At 69.3% G+C, this 12692-nt stretch carries 13 protein-coding genes and 1 pseudogene; 3 read left to right on the top strand and 11 right to left on the bottom strand.

Going from position 1 to position 12692, the window contains the following annotated elements:
• Positions 1 to 7: 7 nt before the first annotated feature.
• The 11 genes from ACF9IK_RS30195 to ACF9IK_RS30145 all read right to left on the bottom strand — a co-directional run bounded on the left by ACF9IK_RS30195 (position 8) and on the right by ACF9IK_RS30145 (position 10129).
• A complete protein-coding gene (locus ACF9IK_RS30195) occupies positions 8 to 844 on the bottom strand; it encodes a hypothetical protein (RefSeq protein ID WP_395297232.1) in 837 nt (278 codons plus the stop codon).
• Positions 845 to 956: 112 nt separating this feature from the next.
• Positions 957 to 1262 carry a hypothetical protein gene (locus tag ACF9IK_RS30190; protein WP_395298722.1) on the bottom strand — a complete coding sequence of 102 codons (306 nt, stop codon included), beginning with the start codon at positions 1260 to 1262 and terminating at the stop codon, positions 957 to 959.
• Positions 1263 to 1416: 154 nt separating this feature from the next.
• Complete coding sequence (locus tag ACF9IK_RS30185) at positions 1417 to 2793, bottom strand: IS1380 family transposase (protein ID WP_395292246.1); 1377 nt, start codon at positions 2791 to 2793, stop codon at positions 1417 to 1419.
• Positions 2794 to 2878: 85 nt separating this feature from the next.
• Positions 2879 to 3934 carry an ATP-grasp domain-containing protein gene (locus ACF9IK_RS30180; RefSeq protein WP_395297231.1) on the bottom strand — a complete coding sequence of 352 codons (1056 nt, stop codon included), beginning with the start codon at positions 3932 to 3934 and terminating at the stop codon, positions 2879 to 2881.
• Positions 3931 to 5076: a glycine amidinotransferase gene (locus ACF9IK_RS30175; RefSeq protein ID WP_395297230.1), complete on the bottom strand. Its 1146-nt coding sequence runs from the start codon at positions 5074 to 5076 to the stop codon at positions 3931 to 3933. Before ACF9IK_RS30175 ends, ACF9IK_RS30180 begins: the two co-directional genes overlap by 4 nt.
• Positions 5077 to 5100: 24 nt before the next feature.
• Positions 5101 to 6075, bottom strand: coding sequence for an aspartyl/asparaginyl beta-hydroxylase domain-containing protein (locus tag ACF9IK_RS30170; RefSeq protein WP_395297229.1), 975 nt, complete (start codon positions 6073 to 6075; stop codon positions 5101 to 5103).
• A 27-nt stretch (positions 6076 to 6102) separates the two neighbouring features.
• Positions 6103 to 7497: a hypothetical protein gene (locus tag ACF9IK_RS30165; RefSeq protein ID WP_395297228.1), complete on the bottom strand. Its 1395-nt coding sequence runs from the start codon at positions 7495 to 7497 to the stop codon at positions 6103 to 6105.
• Positions 7498 to 7550: 53 nt separating this feature from the next.
• Complete coding sequence (locus ACF9IK_RS30160; RefSeq protein WP_395297227.1) at positions 7551 to 8159, bottom strand: cytochrome P450; 609 nt, start codon at positions 8157 to 8159, stop codon at positions 7551 to 7553.
• A 59-nt stretch (positions 8160 to 8218) separates the two neighbouring features.
• A complete protein-coding gene (locus ACF9IK_RS30155) occupies positions 8219 to 9481 on the bottom strand; it encodes an ISL3 family transposase (RefSeq protein ID WP_395292190.1) in 1263 nt (420 codons plus the stop codon).
• 72 nt (positions 9482 to 9553) lie between these two features.
• Complete coding sequence (locus ACF9IK_RS30150) at positions 9554 to 9793, bottom strand: hypothetical protein (RefSeq protein WP_395297226.1); 240 nt, start codon at positions 9791 to 9793, stop codon at positions 9554 to 9556.
• Positions 9794 to 9826: 33 nt separating this feature from the next.
• The gene (locus ACF9IK_RS30145; RefSeq protein ID WP_395297225.1) at positions 9827 to 10129 is read right to left on the bottom strand and encodes a hypothetical protein; all 303 of its coding nucleotides are present in this window, start codon (positions 10127 to 10129) and stop codon (positions 9827 to 9829) included.
• A 297-nt stretch (positions 10130 to 10426) separates the two neighbouring features.
• On the opposite strand from ACF9IK_RS30145, the pseudogene ACF9IK_RS30140 reads away from it, so the two are divergent.
• From ACF9IK_RS30140 to ACF9IK_RS30130, 3 genes and pseudogenes are all read left to right on the top strand, one after another.
• Positions 10427 to 10609: pseudogene (locus ACF9IK_RS30140) on the top strand (helix-turn-helix transcriptional regulator); the annotation flags it as partial.
• An 87-nt stretch (positions 10610 to 10696) separates the two neighbouring features.
• Positions 10697 to 11830, top strand: a complete 1134-nt coding sequence (locus tag ACF9IK_RS30135) for a DNA-binding protein (protein ID WP_395298800.1) — start codon at positions 10697 to 10699, stop codon at positions 11828 to 11830.
• A gap of 41 nt (positions 11831 to 11871) precedes the next feature.
• Positions 11872 to 12558 carry a RibD family protein gene (locus ACF9IK_RS30130; protein WP_395297224.1) on the top strand — a complete coding sequence of 229 codons (687 nt, stop codon included), beginning with the start codon at positions 11872 to 11874 and terminating at the stop codon, positions 12556 to 12558.
• Positions 12559 to 12692 lie beyond the last annotated feature (134 nt).

The raw sequence follows: 12692 nt of genomic DNA, 5'->3' as shown, positions 1-12692 counted from the left end.
GGTCGCACTACCGAGATGTCTCGCGGCTCAGCATGTGTTTACCTCTGGTCTGTGCCTCTCGCAGCTCGGCCGTGAACTGGTCCTGTGGCTGGACGTAGGCCCGCAGGTCGACGTCGTGCAACAACACCGGTGGCCGGCCCAGCAGATGTGTACCGGCTGCGATGAGGAAGGTTCGGGTCGTGGCGTCACTGCCCCGCTTCGTGCGCGGTGCCTGATAGAGCAGGTACGCGGCCTCCAGCCAAGCGGTCAGCGCGGCGATCGGGCTAGTGTGGTCCTGGGCGAGCAGGATCATGGCGCTGCGAAAGATCGCCCTTCGGTCCGCTTCCGGGGAGCTGGCGCTGTAGACCAGCTGGCCATCGGTGACAATCCGCGAGGTGTCCCCGCCCCGTGCGGCGACTCGAGCGACCATTGCGGCCGCAGCACTGTGGGCGGCATTGCCGCGGAGTAGTCGCATCCCGTGTGCTGCCTGGCCGCTGGGCAACGTGACACGGTTGCACACGATGTCCACGCCGGGCGACTGGGTGAACCTCGCAGCGATCAGAGCGGCGATCCGTCGCATGGTCCGGCTGGCAGGGGTCTCGGCGCCGCCGAGGTAGGTCCGCGTGGCCGAATCCCAGGTGGCACCGTCCCGGAGCCGCTCGTGCTCCCCGATCCGGAAGAGGTTCGGGTTGTCGTCGGTGATCGGTATGCGGAACTGCTCCGTCGAGGCTGCGCCGTATCGACCGGCTGGGTGCGGGTTCGCCACCGCGGTCCGGTAGCGCCACTCCTCCGTGGCTTCGAACGCCGTGGTGAGCGCCACGGTCCGCGCGTTGATGTCGCAGGCCGTAGGCAGCACTTCGTTCAACGTCCGGAGGATTGAGAGCGCTGTCTCAGCCTGACGGTGCGCGAACTCACGCACTACCCGCTGGGCGGTCGGCTGGTTGCTACGCAGAACCACGTCCGGCGTCGGAAAGCATTCAGCTGTGATCAACGCGGGAGCTGGACGGGGCATCCTGGGTCTCCGTGATCGTGGAGTGGCTGCCCGGCCATTTTCCGGGCTCGACGTCAATGCGGACCTGGCCGAGCAGCTGCTCTGCATATAGATCGACAGACTGCTGGTTGGGGCCGACCACGACGAAGCTGCCGAGGCGGGCGGTGTTGTCCGTGACTCCGTTGACGGTCTGCCCGACAGCCTTACGCACACGGACCATCGGAACGCGGGGGCTGGGGTCGGGTAGTCCGGACACGGCTGCCAGGCGTCCGGAGTGCGGACTAGCCTCGATCTTTCGTGACGGTCCGTCGGTTCATCCGCCGGGCCGTTTCGGCTTCTCGGGCTGGTGATGGGCAGGGCGGTGGCCCGACTGTCGCGTCGGGTGGGCGCCGGGTTCCACGACTCCGGGGGTGTGGTTCTCGCTGGGACAGAGGCGTTGTCGCTGGTCAGCCCGGCTGCGGCAGAGCTTGGAGGCGGTCGAACGCGGTGGTGATCACGTCGGTCCAGGGCCAGTGGCGGGCGAGGCGGAGCCAGCGGCGGCGGCCGGTGGCGACGAGCTGGGCGGCGGCGGAGAACAGGCGAAGCCGCAGGCGCTTGGGCTCCCAGCGTCGGGTGTCGCCGGTCAGGGCGAGCATGGGCATCCAGGCGAGCAGGTCCAGGGCGATCTGAACGATCTCCAGCCAGACCTGGTTCTGGGCGGCGTCGTGCAGAGGCAGGTTGCGCAGGCCGGTGTCGCGGGCGGCGCGGATGCGGTCCTCGGCCCGGGCGCGCCGTCGGTGCCGCAGTTCCAGGACGGCGATCGGGGTGTGGGTGGTGTTGGTGGCGAAGCAGGTCAGCCGCATGCCGTCGGCGTCGGTGAAGCGCAACTGGGCGCCGGGGTGCGGGCGTTCTTTGCGGACGATCAGCCGCATGCCCTTCGGCCAGCCCTTGAGGACGTCGCCGGCGAGTTCGGCGACCCAGGCGCCGTCGCGGATCTTCCCGTCCGGCTCGACGGCCGCCGTCCAGGCAGAGGCGGGAACCAGCAGCACGGCCTGGTGGATCGCTTCCGTAATGGTCATCCCGATGGAGTAGGACAGCCATCGGCCGCGTGCGGTGAGCCAGTTGAGGAATTCGTGGGTGCCGCCGCCGGAGTCGGTGCGGATGAGGGTCCGCCGTCCGCGTCGGTGCTTCTTCGGCAACTGGGCCAGAGCCAGGCGGGTGGCGGCGATGTGGTCGGCTGCGGTGTTGCTGCCCGCGTTCCCCGGCCGCAGCAGGCCCGCGACCGGCTCGCCGGACCCTTCACAGCCGTGGTCGACGAACGCGAACAGCGGGTGGTGGCCGAAGGTCTTCTTCCAGGTCGCAGCCGCGTGCTCCTTCTCGGAGTGCGCCAGAACCAGCACTCCGTCGATGTCCACGATCACCTCGCTGCCGGTGTCCGGCGCGGCCTGACCGGCCAACTTCCATACCCGTTGCCGGACTTCGGACCGTGCCCGCCGGACGGCCGCGAGCGCGCGGGGACCGGCGGCGGCAAGGGCGTCGACCAGCCGGGACACCGTCGGATCCGAGGCCACCGGGCCGAACACGGCAGGCTCGGCCCGCAGCACGCCGATGTCGGACAGGCAGTCCCCGCCGAGTGCGACGGCCAGGGCGAGGTCGAGCAGGACCTTGCCGGGATCGTGTACCGCCCGGGGCTTGCGCCACGGCTCCAGCGCCGCCGACAACGCGGTGTCCAGGCCGATCCGGCGGGCGGTCTCCACCAGCAGAACCCCGCCGGCCTGTGAGACCGCCCCCTCACCGTCGCCCCGGACACGGACACGCGGATACAACCCACTACGCTTGTTCACCTGAGGAGTGCAGCTCTCTTGAGGATGATCAGGACCCTAGACAAGTCCCATCGTCCCAGGTCAGTGGCACTCCTCGTTCTCTTGATCAAGCCTCGGACAGCGCCGCTCGTGAAAGCGCGAGGCTAGTAAGGAAGCGCACGGTGGCGTAACCGCTGCGGGTTGGCGCCAGGTGGGCCGGGCGGCCCAAGGCTGTGTCGAGACAGGCCGCCCATGGGTCGATGCCGATCGCGTGCTGGATGAGGAAACCGATCTGCCCGGCGCCGATACGGGCTCCGATCTCGATCACGGTGCACCGACCGTCCGGCGCCAGCATCACCTCCGTGTGCGACGCCCCGTTGCGAATCCCGACCGCGGCGATGGCCAGGTCTACCTCCTTGAGGACGGTCTGCTCGGCCTCCGAAGAGAGAACGACGGGAAGGCCATGGCCGAGTTCGACCCGGTTGGCGCCGCCGGTGACGGTCTTGCGGGTCACGCACAGGTGTGTGCTTGTCCCGCTCTGGGTGATGGATTCGACGCTGTACTCGGTGCCCTCGATGAATTCCTGGACGAGGACTCGCGGATCGAGCTCCATCCCGTACATGCCGCGTGACACCTTCGCGGCCCGGAAGGCTGCCGCTGCCTCAGCCGGACTGGTCACTACGGTGACGCCAGCAGAGCTTGCCCCTGCTGCGGGTTTCATGACGCACGGGAAGGTGACCTGTCGGGCGGAGCACAGGGCGAGCAGTTCGTCCTCGGTGCCGACGGCCTGGCTGCGGGGCGCGGTGACGCCGTGGCGGGCGAACGCCTCGCTCATGGCGGCCTTGCTCCGTGCCGCAGCGGCCTGGGCCGGATCGTTGCCGGGCAGGCCGAGGGCCGCGCACACGTGCGCGAGCAGCTCGGTGAGGTACTCATTGGTGGTGAGCGCCGCGTCGATGCCGTAGCGGTGGGCGTAGTCGACGATATCCCGCAGTGCGCTGTCCGTACGTTGGAAATCTGTCAGCAGGCAGCCGGACAGGAGCGCTTGCAGGTCGGTCGCATAGGTGGCATGTGTCTCGGGATCAGTGGCGGCATATACCTGGTAGCCGGCTGCGACCGCAGTCGCGGCGAGGGCACCGGACTCGGGGCTGGCCGCTTCCAGGAGCAGGACGCGGGGCGTCGTCACGAGAGGTAGTCCTCGCATCCGCCGGAGCGGTGAGTGTCGAGGGTGAAGCAGTGGAAGCGTCCGCCGAACAGCCGCCGGTGCCGGTGGCGGACCGGCACGGTCGTGAAGCCAGCGGCGTCGAGCGTCTTGATCAAGCCCGTGCAGTCCTCGTTGACCAGCACCGTGTTCTCGTCGATCGACAGCACGTTGAGGTCGATGTAGGGGCTGGTCAGGAGCAGGTCGGCGTCGTCGTAGGCCGGGAACGCGCCGGGGTCGGGCTGCGGCGGCACGATGAACTGCCAGCGTTGCAGCGGTTCGGGCAGCAGGTCGCGGAGGCCGGCGTGCCGGGCGAGGAACACCCCAGGCTTGAGCGCCAGGAGCATGCTGTCGATGTGGTTGTCAGCCATCCGGTGGACACGGTGGATGCGGTAGTGACCCTGCAGGTGCCGTTCCAGCCACTCGACCGCCATTAGGTGGTTTGCATGGGCGATGTTGACCACCAGGTCGCGGCCAAGGCGCAGGACCTGGGCACCGTCGAGCATCATCTCGAAGCCGACGTCGTACGGGGACGGTTGGGGGTCAGCGATCGGTTCGGTGGGACCACCGAGAGTCGTGGTGGCGTCGCGCGCGTAGGAGAGGTCGAAGGAGTTGTCGGTGAGCAGGGGCCGAGGCATCGTCGTCCAGCGGGCGCCAGCCCCGTAGTAGGCGCGGAAGACTGGGGCGAGCAGGCGCGTCTCCAGGTAGCGGGAGCGGATCGCGGGTGGCGTCTCGATGATCTCATCGCCGAGGATGAGCGTGTTGTCACGGATGTTCAATGCCGGGGTCGGCGCGGCCTGCCAGCCGAGGCCGGCGATGGGGTCAGCGTTCGGCGGTAGCGGCAGGGGCCGGTGGACGATTACGCCGAGGTCAGCGAGAACGGCGGCGAGGTTCTCGACGTCCTCGTGGAGTTCCTCGGCGTAGCCGTGCTTGATGTGCCAGCTCTGCGGCGCGGTGCCGCGGGTGGTGGCGAGGCGAGGGTAGGCCCAGTCGGAGCGGAAGCCCGTCAGGTTCTCGTGGTGGAACAGCTCGAAGGTGACGTCGCGCTCGTGGGAGAGGTAGTTGGCGGCGGAGCCGACGATGATCTCGCGCAGTGGGGTGAAGTCGTCGTGGCTGTGCAGCTTCATGGCTGTTTTGTCCTCCGGGTCTAGTCAGTGGGTGGTGGTCGCGGCCGGCAGGTGACGGTTGCGGGTGGTGCGGCCGCGCCGCACTTGCAGCAGGACACCGTCGTCGGCGGGCGTGAGGGTGCGCTGCTCGCTCCAGCCGGCGAAGCGGTACTCGCCGTCTCCGGTCGGCGCGAGGGCGAGGAGGCGTCCGGCGGTGGTCAGCGTTAGCTGGCCGCCGGGCTGCTGGGTGATCTGAGCGGGCTCGAGTTGGCCCTCCAGCGGGTCGTCGTGGTCGAAGTCGGTGAAGCCGCTGGGCAGCAGCACCGAGTACGGGAGCGGGGAGGGGAAGGCAGTAGCTCGCAGGGCGGGGCGGTTGAACAGGACGTCGGCTTCAGCGAGGGCGGCCTGCCAAGCGGTAGGGAACAGGTCGACGAGTTCCTCGGTGAGAAGGGCGTCGATGACGGTGTGGACCCGCACCGTGCGGCCGGTGTTGCGCACCAGGTGCTCGCGGGAGAAGTCGCCGTAGCAGAACTCGCCGGGCTGCCAGCAATGCTCGGCGCCGTCCAGGACGAGCACCGCCTCGGGGTGGGTGACGATCGGGATGTGTAGGCGTACGAACCCGCGGTCGAGGCGGTACTTGGGGTCGCAGTGGGGCTGCGAGGCAGCGCCGGGGCCGAGCGCCATCAGCCGCACGGCATTCAGCGGCGCCGGGATGCCGGCGAGGATCTCGCGCAGGTAGGGCATGCGGTCGAGCCACGGGGTGGGGGCGAAGTCGACCGGGCCGGGTCCACCGGGATCGGTACGCTCCCCATCGCCACCGGGGCTGCGCAGCGGCAGGACCCGCCAGTCGATCGCGGTCGCCTCGCCGATGCTGCCGCCGGGGGCGTGGATGCGCTGGCGCTGCCAGCGGTGGCTGGTGACGGCAGCGAGCTCCCGGGCGAGCCTGTCGGCGTCGAACGCGGGGGTGAGGCGGGCTGCTTCGGCGAGTCGGACGGGTCCGGGGCGGGCGGGCGCGTTCATGAGGGAACCCCTTCGGGGTGGCGGTAGTCAGGACGCGAAGTGCACAGGGGTGCCGACGTGGTCGCTGGCGCTGTATGCGCTCGCGGGCACCGTCGCGAAGCGGGCGTCCAGGCGTTCCCATACCGTCTGGCGGTCTGCCTCAGTGGCATAGGCGAGGCAGAACACGAACTGCGCCAGACCCGGCTGGAGCGGGACGATCGGCATCGAGACGATGACGCCGGTGCGGTTGTTGGCATCCCAGGCGCAGCCAAGCTCGGTGAGGGCCGCGAAGAAGGTGTCGGCGTCGGGGACGGACCAGGTCGGGGGGACGTGGTACTCGACGACGGATCGCTCGGGCAGGGCGGATGTGTCGACGATGCGGTGAGCGATGACCTGGTAGATGTGCAGGGAGCCGGAGACTTGCGCGTTGACCTCCGTAAACAGCACGCGACCGTCCGGGGTTGCGATCGCGTCGGCACTGAGGTGACCGCGGTAGCCGAGCGCCCGCCAGGTTTCGGCCAGGCGGGTTCCGCCGTCCAGGAGCTGGGCGCGGACCTTGTCGTCCACGTCGCGCAGGGGGACGATCTGGTGGCTCAGCCGCCGGCAGACGTACAGCAGGGTGCCCATCTCGGTGGGACGGGTGCCGGTGTCGGCGGCGTAGTGCTCGGAGTAGAGGGAGGTCGCATTGGGCGTGAACTCCTCGACGACGACGGGGAAGCGGCCCTCACCACTGGCCCAGTCCCAGCGTTCCTGCCAATACACATCGATCGCGTCCGGGCCGGGGTCGAGGTGGTGGAGGTGGCGGGCACCGACGTGGTCCACGGCCAGCATCGAGTCGCGGACGAGGAGCTGGTTGCCGACGCCGGCTCCGTTGTGGGCCTGCTTGACCACGACCGCCCCAGCGGTGCTGAGCAGGGTAGATGTGGCGTCGATCGCTTCGCTCGCGCTGCGGCACACCGCGCCAGGGGCGATCGGCACTCCGGCCCCGGCGGCGAGTGCCCGGAAGGCGGCCTTGTTGTTGCCGAGTTCTCCACCGCTCTGGGCGACGAACGCGGCACCGGGGAACCGGTCGGCCAGGCCGAGGGCTGCGGCGAACAGGGCGACAGAAGCGGAAGGCCACAGCGCGAACACCTCCTCCACTTGCCGGGTGTCGGAGGCGGTGAGCGCCTCGCGTGCCGCGTCAAGGAACTGATGGCTGGTCAGGGAATCGGGGTCGAGCAGGCGGCCACCGAAGCGTCCGGGCGGGGTGATGAGCACGTGCAGGCTCGCCGGATCCACGCCGGTCAGCGCGGTGACGTAGGCCAGGAACCGCGGATCGGGGACATCGCAGAGCACGATCAGGTCGCCGTCCTGGGCGAACCACAGCAGACGCTGGGTCCAGGCTCGCAGGTCACCGCGGTCGCGGATGGCGGGGTCGATGTGGTTGCCGATCAGGACTCTCATCAGGCACTCCAGGTCACGAGTAACGTGCGGCTGCCCCCGGGTGGCGCGGAAGATCACGCTCCGAAGGCGACCGGAAGCTGGTCGAAGACGCGCATCGTCGCGGTGGGGGGGGGGGCAGGTGTTCCCGCTGCGCGCAGGCGGACCGGGTGGCCGAGGAGGGCGTGCAACAGAACACGCAGCGCCGCCTGGGCAGGGACCGTGCCGATGCAGGAATGGGTGCCCCAGCCGAAGCCGAGGTGCCGGTTGGGCGCGCGGTCCAGCACCAGCTGATCCGGATTGGGGAACTGCTCCGGGTCGTGGTTCGCGGCGGCGAACAGCGCCAGCACGGTCTCTCCCGCCCGGACCGCGGTGCCGCCTATCTCGCAGTCCTTGGTGGCGATCCTGCTGGTGCCCTGCACCGGTCCGTCGAACCGGACCAGCTCGTCCACTCCGCTGCGCAACAGGTTGGGGTCGCCCATCCGTTCCAGGGCGTCGGGGTGTCGCAGAAGGGTGTGCACGGCGTTGCCGAGCGCGGCGACCATGGTGCTGTAGCCGCCTTGGAACATGACCCGAGCGGTGTTACGGACGAACAAGTCAAGGTCGGCGCCACCGGCCGGATCGGCGTGCTGGCGGACGTGCGCGAGCAGCCCCGGTCGGCTGCTGACGGTGAACCAGGACTCCACCAGAGCCGTCAGCTGCTGCCGGGCGATTTGGGGCTCTTCTGCTGGATCCGTGGGTGTGATCAGGTGAGTTGGCGGCGGGGCAGGGTGGGTCGGTTGCCGTCGAGGGTGAGCATGACGAGGGCGATGACGGCGTCGGCGGTGCGGAAGCCGAAGCCTCGGCGGATGATCAGACGGGTCTTGGTGTTGGTCGACTCGATCAGCCCGTTGGACAATTGCTCGGCGATCGCGGCCGTGATGGCCTCGCGGTGCCGTTTGATCTTCCGGCGCAGGTCCAGGAAGGCGGGGATGCGGCAGCGCTGGGCCCAGGCCAGCCAGCGGTCCAGCGCGGCGACGGCAGCCGCCATGCCCTCGGCCTTCGCGATCCGGTAGACCATGCGCAGGCCCTCCTTCAAGAGGTAGGCGCGGTGCAGACGGGGGTCGTTGGCGGCGATCCAGGCCAGCTTCGCGCTCTGGCGCTCGGTCAGGTCTTCCGGGTTCTTCCACAGCGCGTGGCGCGAGTGCTTCAGCCGGCGGGCCAGGTCGGGGTCGGCGGCCTGGCGCCGGGCCCGGTTCCAGCTCGCGCGGCGTTCCTCGTCGAGGGCGTCGGTGGCCCAGGCGACGACGTGGAACGGGTCCATCGCCCGGATCGCGTTCGGGGCGCGCTCGGCCACGACGTCCGCGATCCACTCCGCGCCGTCCGCGCTGATATGCGTCAGCCGATGGGCCCGTTGCTCGCCGAGAGCGTCGAAGAAGCGGCGCAGGACCTCCTTGCCGTGGCCGTCGGCCATCCACACCACGTGCCGGGTGTCGTGGTCCACGACCACGGTCATGTACTTCTGCCCCTTGCGGTAGGAGATCTCGTCGACGCCGATCCGCCGCAGCCCGGCGAGGCGGTCGATCCCGACGTCGGCGTCGCGCCGGTAGCGGGTCAGGATCGCGCCGACAGTGCGCCAGGCGACCCGCATCAACTGCGCGGTTGCCGACTTGGAGCACTCGGTGGCCAGCCAGGCGACCTGCTGGTCGAAGTCACGGGTATGCCCGGCTCCGTGACGGGCCCAGGGCACCGCCGCGACCACCACACCGTGCCGCGTGCACGACACCCGCGGAGCGTCAGCCTCCAGGAAGAGTTTCAGGCCGGCCGCGTCCAGGTGCCGCCAGCGGCGCCGGCCGTCCCCGGCATCGAAGCGGGGGCAGCGCCTGCCGCAGACCCCGCAGCGGCGACGCGCCCGACCCCGCAGACGCACCGCGACCACGATGACCTGGGACTCTTCCTCGAACCAGGCGTCCTCCGGCGCTGCCTCCCCGCATCCGACCAGTGCCTTCAATACGGTGGTGAACCGCACGCCGTTCTCCCTGCGCGTCTGATCCTGAGCCTCGATACCTCAAGATCTGCACAGGGGACGGCGTGTGCCGTGTCAGGCACTCCGGACCGACCCACGGATGGAGCAGAAGAGCCCGATTTGGCCCGGCGCGGCGAGAGCCGGGGCGAGGCCCGCGTCCATGCTTCGCATGATCCGGTCGGAGATCTCGGCGAAGGAATGGAGGTCAGGCTGCTCGACTCCAAGGAGGTCCGAGATGACGGCGAGCGCGAGGGGCGCGGCGATCTCGGCCATCACATCGAAGGGGCCCTTATGGGCGAGCTCTTCGAAGCGCACGGCCAGTAGGCGGCGGCCACGCTCCTCGATCGCTCAAAGGTCCTGGGCGCGCAGAGCGTTCATGAACAACGAGCGCACCGTCCCCTGGTCGGGTGGATCCAGCGACTGCACACTCAGGCTCGGCTCCGGCACCGCGGCGCCCGTGCGGCGCCGATCGCGGGCGAAGCGCTGGTGATCGCGCAGCACAGCGACGCAGTCCGCGTAGCGGGTCAGCGTCCACGACCGCATGCCCTCGTGCCAGAACACCGGCGTTGCTTCGCGCAGCGCGGCAAGCACTGGGTACGGGTCCTCCAACGTCGCCGGGTCCAGCGGGTTGTACATCGTCAGGGACGGCATCAACTCTCCTCGCGGCTCCAGAGCGTTCGTGGCAGCTGGCGTCGGGCCGGGGCAGCTGTGGTCACCGCCCCAGCCCGACGATCAAGATCAGTGGTCGTAGGACATCGCAGGCCTCCTCTCGAGGTGCCGGGGCGGGCCGCTGGCAGCCGTGCCTTCGGCGAGACCCCAGGGAATCGCTGCGAACGAGCTTTGAACAGAGCAGAATTGATGCATCGATGAGGCATTCATGTGGCAAACCCGCGTCTGAGCTGGCAACTTCTGCAGCCGACAGAGTCCTGGCGCGGCAGGGGGTGGGTTATGGGGGCCAGGCGCGACCGGTTCATTGCGCAACGCGCGAGCGCGGGGTTCACGCAGGAGTCCCTGGCGACCGCGATGGGGGTCGACCGGACGACGGTCGGCCGGTGGGAGCGTGGTTCCGCTCTCCCACGCCCGTGGCAGATGGCGAAGCTCGCCAGAATGCTAGGGGTTAGTACGAGCGAACTCGCCGCACTGCTATCAGCTCTCGAGCAGGATGTACTCGCCGACAACACGACGTCGACGCGAGGAGCCTCGCTGCCCGGTGGAGGCATGCAGCGTGTCACGACGCCGGAATGGAACGCGCCCAACCTCGATGGGCACACAATCGGCGCCGCGTCGATGGCGCTCATGGACGGCGGCGTCCGGGTCGGTTGCCGGACCGCAGATGGGAGGATCATCTTCGTGGCCATGCCGCGTAGGGCCCTGCTGCGGGGCTTCACCGCCGCTGCGGGTGTCACAGCCCTGTCGGGTCTCGCGGCACCCGAGGTCAAGGCAACCCCGCCAGTCCTATCGCCGGATATCCACCCGGTCGAGAACATGAGATCCCTGCGCAGATCGCTGGTGGAGTGTGACAACGTCCTCGGGCCTCGCGAGGTCGTCTCCACGGCACAGGAGCACGTTCGCTTGATCCAGCACCTTCGCCGCGAGGCGTCTGGCCGGGACCGGCACGACCTGCTACAAGTGCAAGCCGAGTACGCCGAGTTCTGCAGCTGGCTGTACCAGGACAGCGGCGACCACCGTGCCGCCCAATACTGGGCGGACCGCGCCGTCGACTGGGCAAGCGCCTCCGGAGACCAGGACCTGACCGCCTACATCATGGCCCGGAAATCCCAGCTCGCCGGCGACATGCAGGACTCGATCGAGGCCATCGACCTCGCCGCCTCCGCCCAGCGCCTGGCCGGCTCGAGAAGCCGGCTGAGCGCCATGGGCGCGGTCTACGAGGCCCACGGACACGCGCTGCTCGGCGACGAGCGGACAGCCCAACACACCTTCGACCAGGCACTCTCATTGCTCACCCGCCCACCCGAGGCACCGGTCGGCCGTGGCCGCTGGCTGAACGAGGCGTACGTCGAGGCTCAACGCGCCCGGTCGTTGTCGTCATTGGGACGCCACCGCGATGCGGTAGCCGGCTTCGAGAAGGCGATCCGGTCCCTGCCCGCAACCTACCGTCGTGATCGCGGTGTCTACCTGGCCCGCTCGGCCATCGCCCAGCTGTCCATCGACGGCCCGGAGCAGGCAGCCGTCACCGCCTGCACGGCGCTGTCGATTGCGGCGACCACCGGATCGGCCCGGATCTTCAACGAGTTGGCCAATCTGGACGCGTTGCTGCGAGGGTGGCGGGGAGTGCCCGAGGTTGTGCAGTTCCAGCAGGCACTCAACAGCCTCCTGCTCCATGAAGTGTGATCACCACAGACCGATGCTGCGTACCTGAGAGAACGGACCTCATGATGCCCTCCCGCCCCTTCGTCCTGTTGAGCGTCGCCACCTCCGTCGACGGCCACATCGACGACGCCTCGCCCGAGCGTCTTCTGTTGTCGAACGCCGAGGACTTCGATCGCGTCGACCAGGTCCGGGCCGAATCCGACGCCATCCTCATCGGTGGCAACACCCTCCGCAGCGACAACCCCCGCTTGCTCGTGAACAGCGAGAAGCGCCGGGCTGACCGGATCGCGGCTGGCAAGACCGAGTACCCGCTCAAGGTCACCATCTCCGCCAGCGGCGACCTGAGCCGCGACCTCAAGTTCTGGCACTTCGGCGACCAGAAGGTCGTCTACACCACTGACGCTGCAGCACCGAAGCTTCGCGACACCCTCGACGGCCTGGCCGACGTCGTCAGCACCGGCTCCACCGTCGACTTCGGCGCGCTGCTCGACGACCTTGCTACCCGCAGCGTCGAGCGCCTCATGGTCGAGGGCGGCGGGCAGATCCACACCCAGTTCCTCTCCCAGGGGCTGGTGGACGAGATCCACCTCGCCATCGCTCCGCTGCTCGTCGGCGACGCCGCAGCACCCCGCTTCCTCCACCCGGCCGACTACCCGGGTGGCAGTGGTCGGCGGATGAAGCTTCTCGGGTCGGAGCAGCTCGGCGACGTGGTGGTGCTGCGATACGCGCCCAAGACCGAGGCCAGCTGATCCAGGTTGCCAGCCCGATGCCACCATGTGCTGTCCAGCCCCGGAGCGCTCATCGAGCGCGGGCACCGCTGTGGTCTGCAGGTTCGTCCAAGCCCCGGCCGACGGGTAGCCTACGGGCAGGCCAGCAGCGATGC

The sequence above is a fragment of the Kitasatospora hibisci genome, assembly GCF_043950205.1.
GTDB lineage: Bacteria > Actinomycetota > Actinomycetes > Streptomycetales > Streptomycetaceae > Kitasatospora > Kitasatospora hibisci.
The sequence above is the reverse complement of the archived record's forward strand: the minus strand, read 5'-3'. Positions and strand labels throughout refer to the sequence as shown.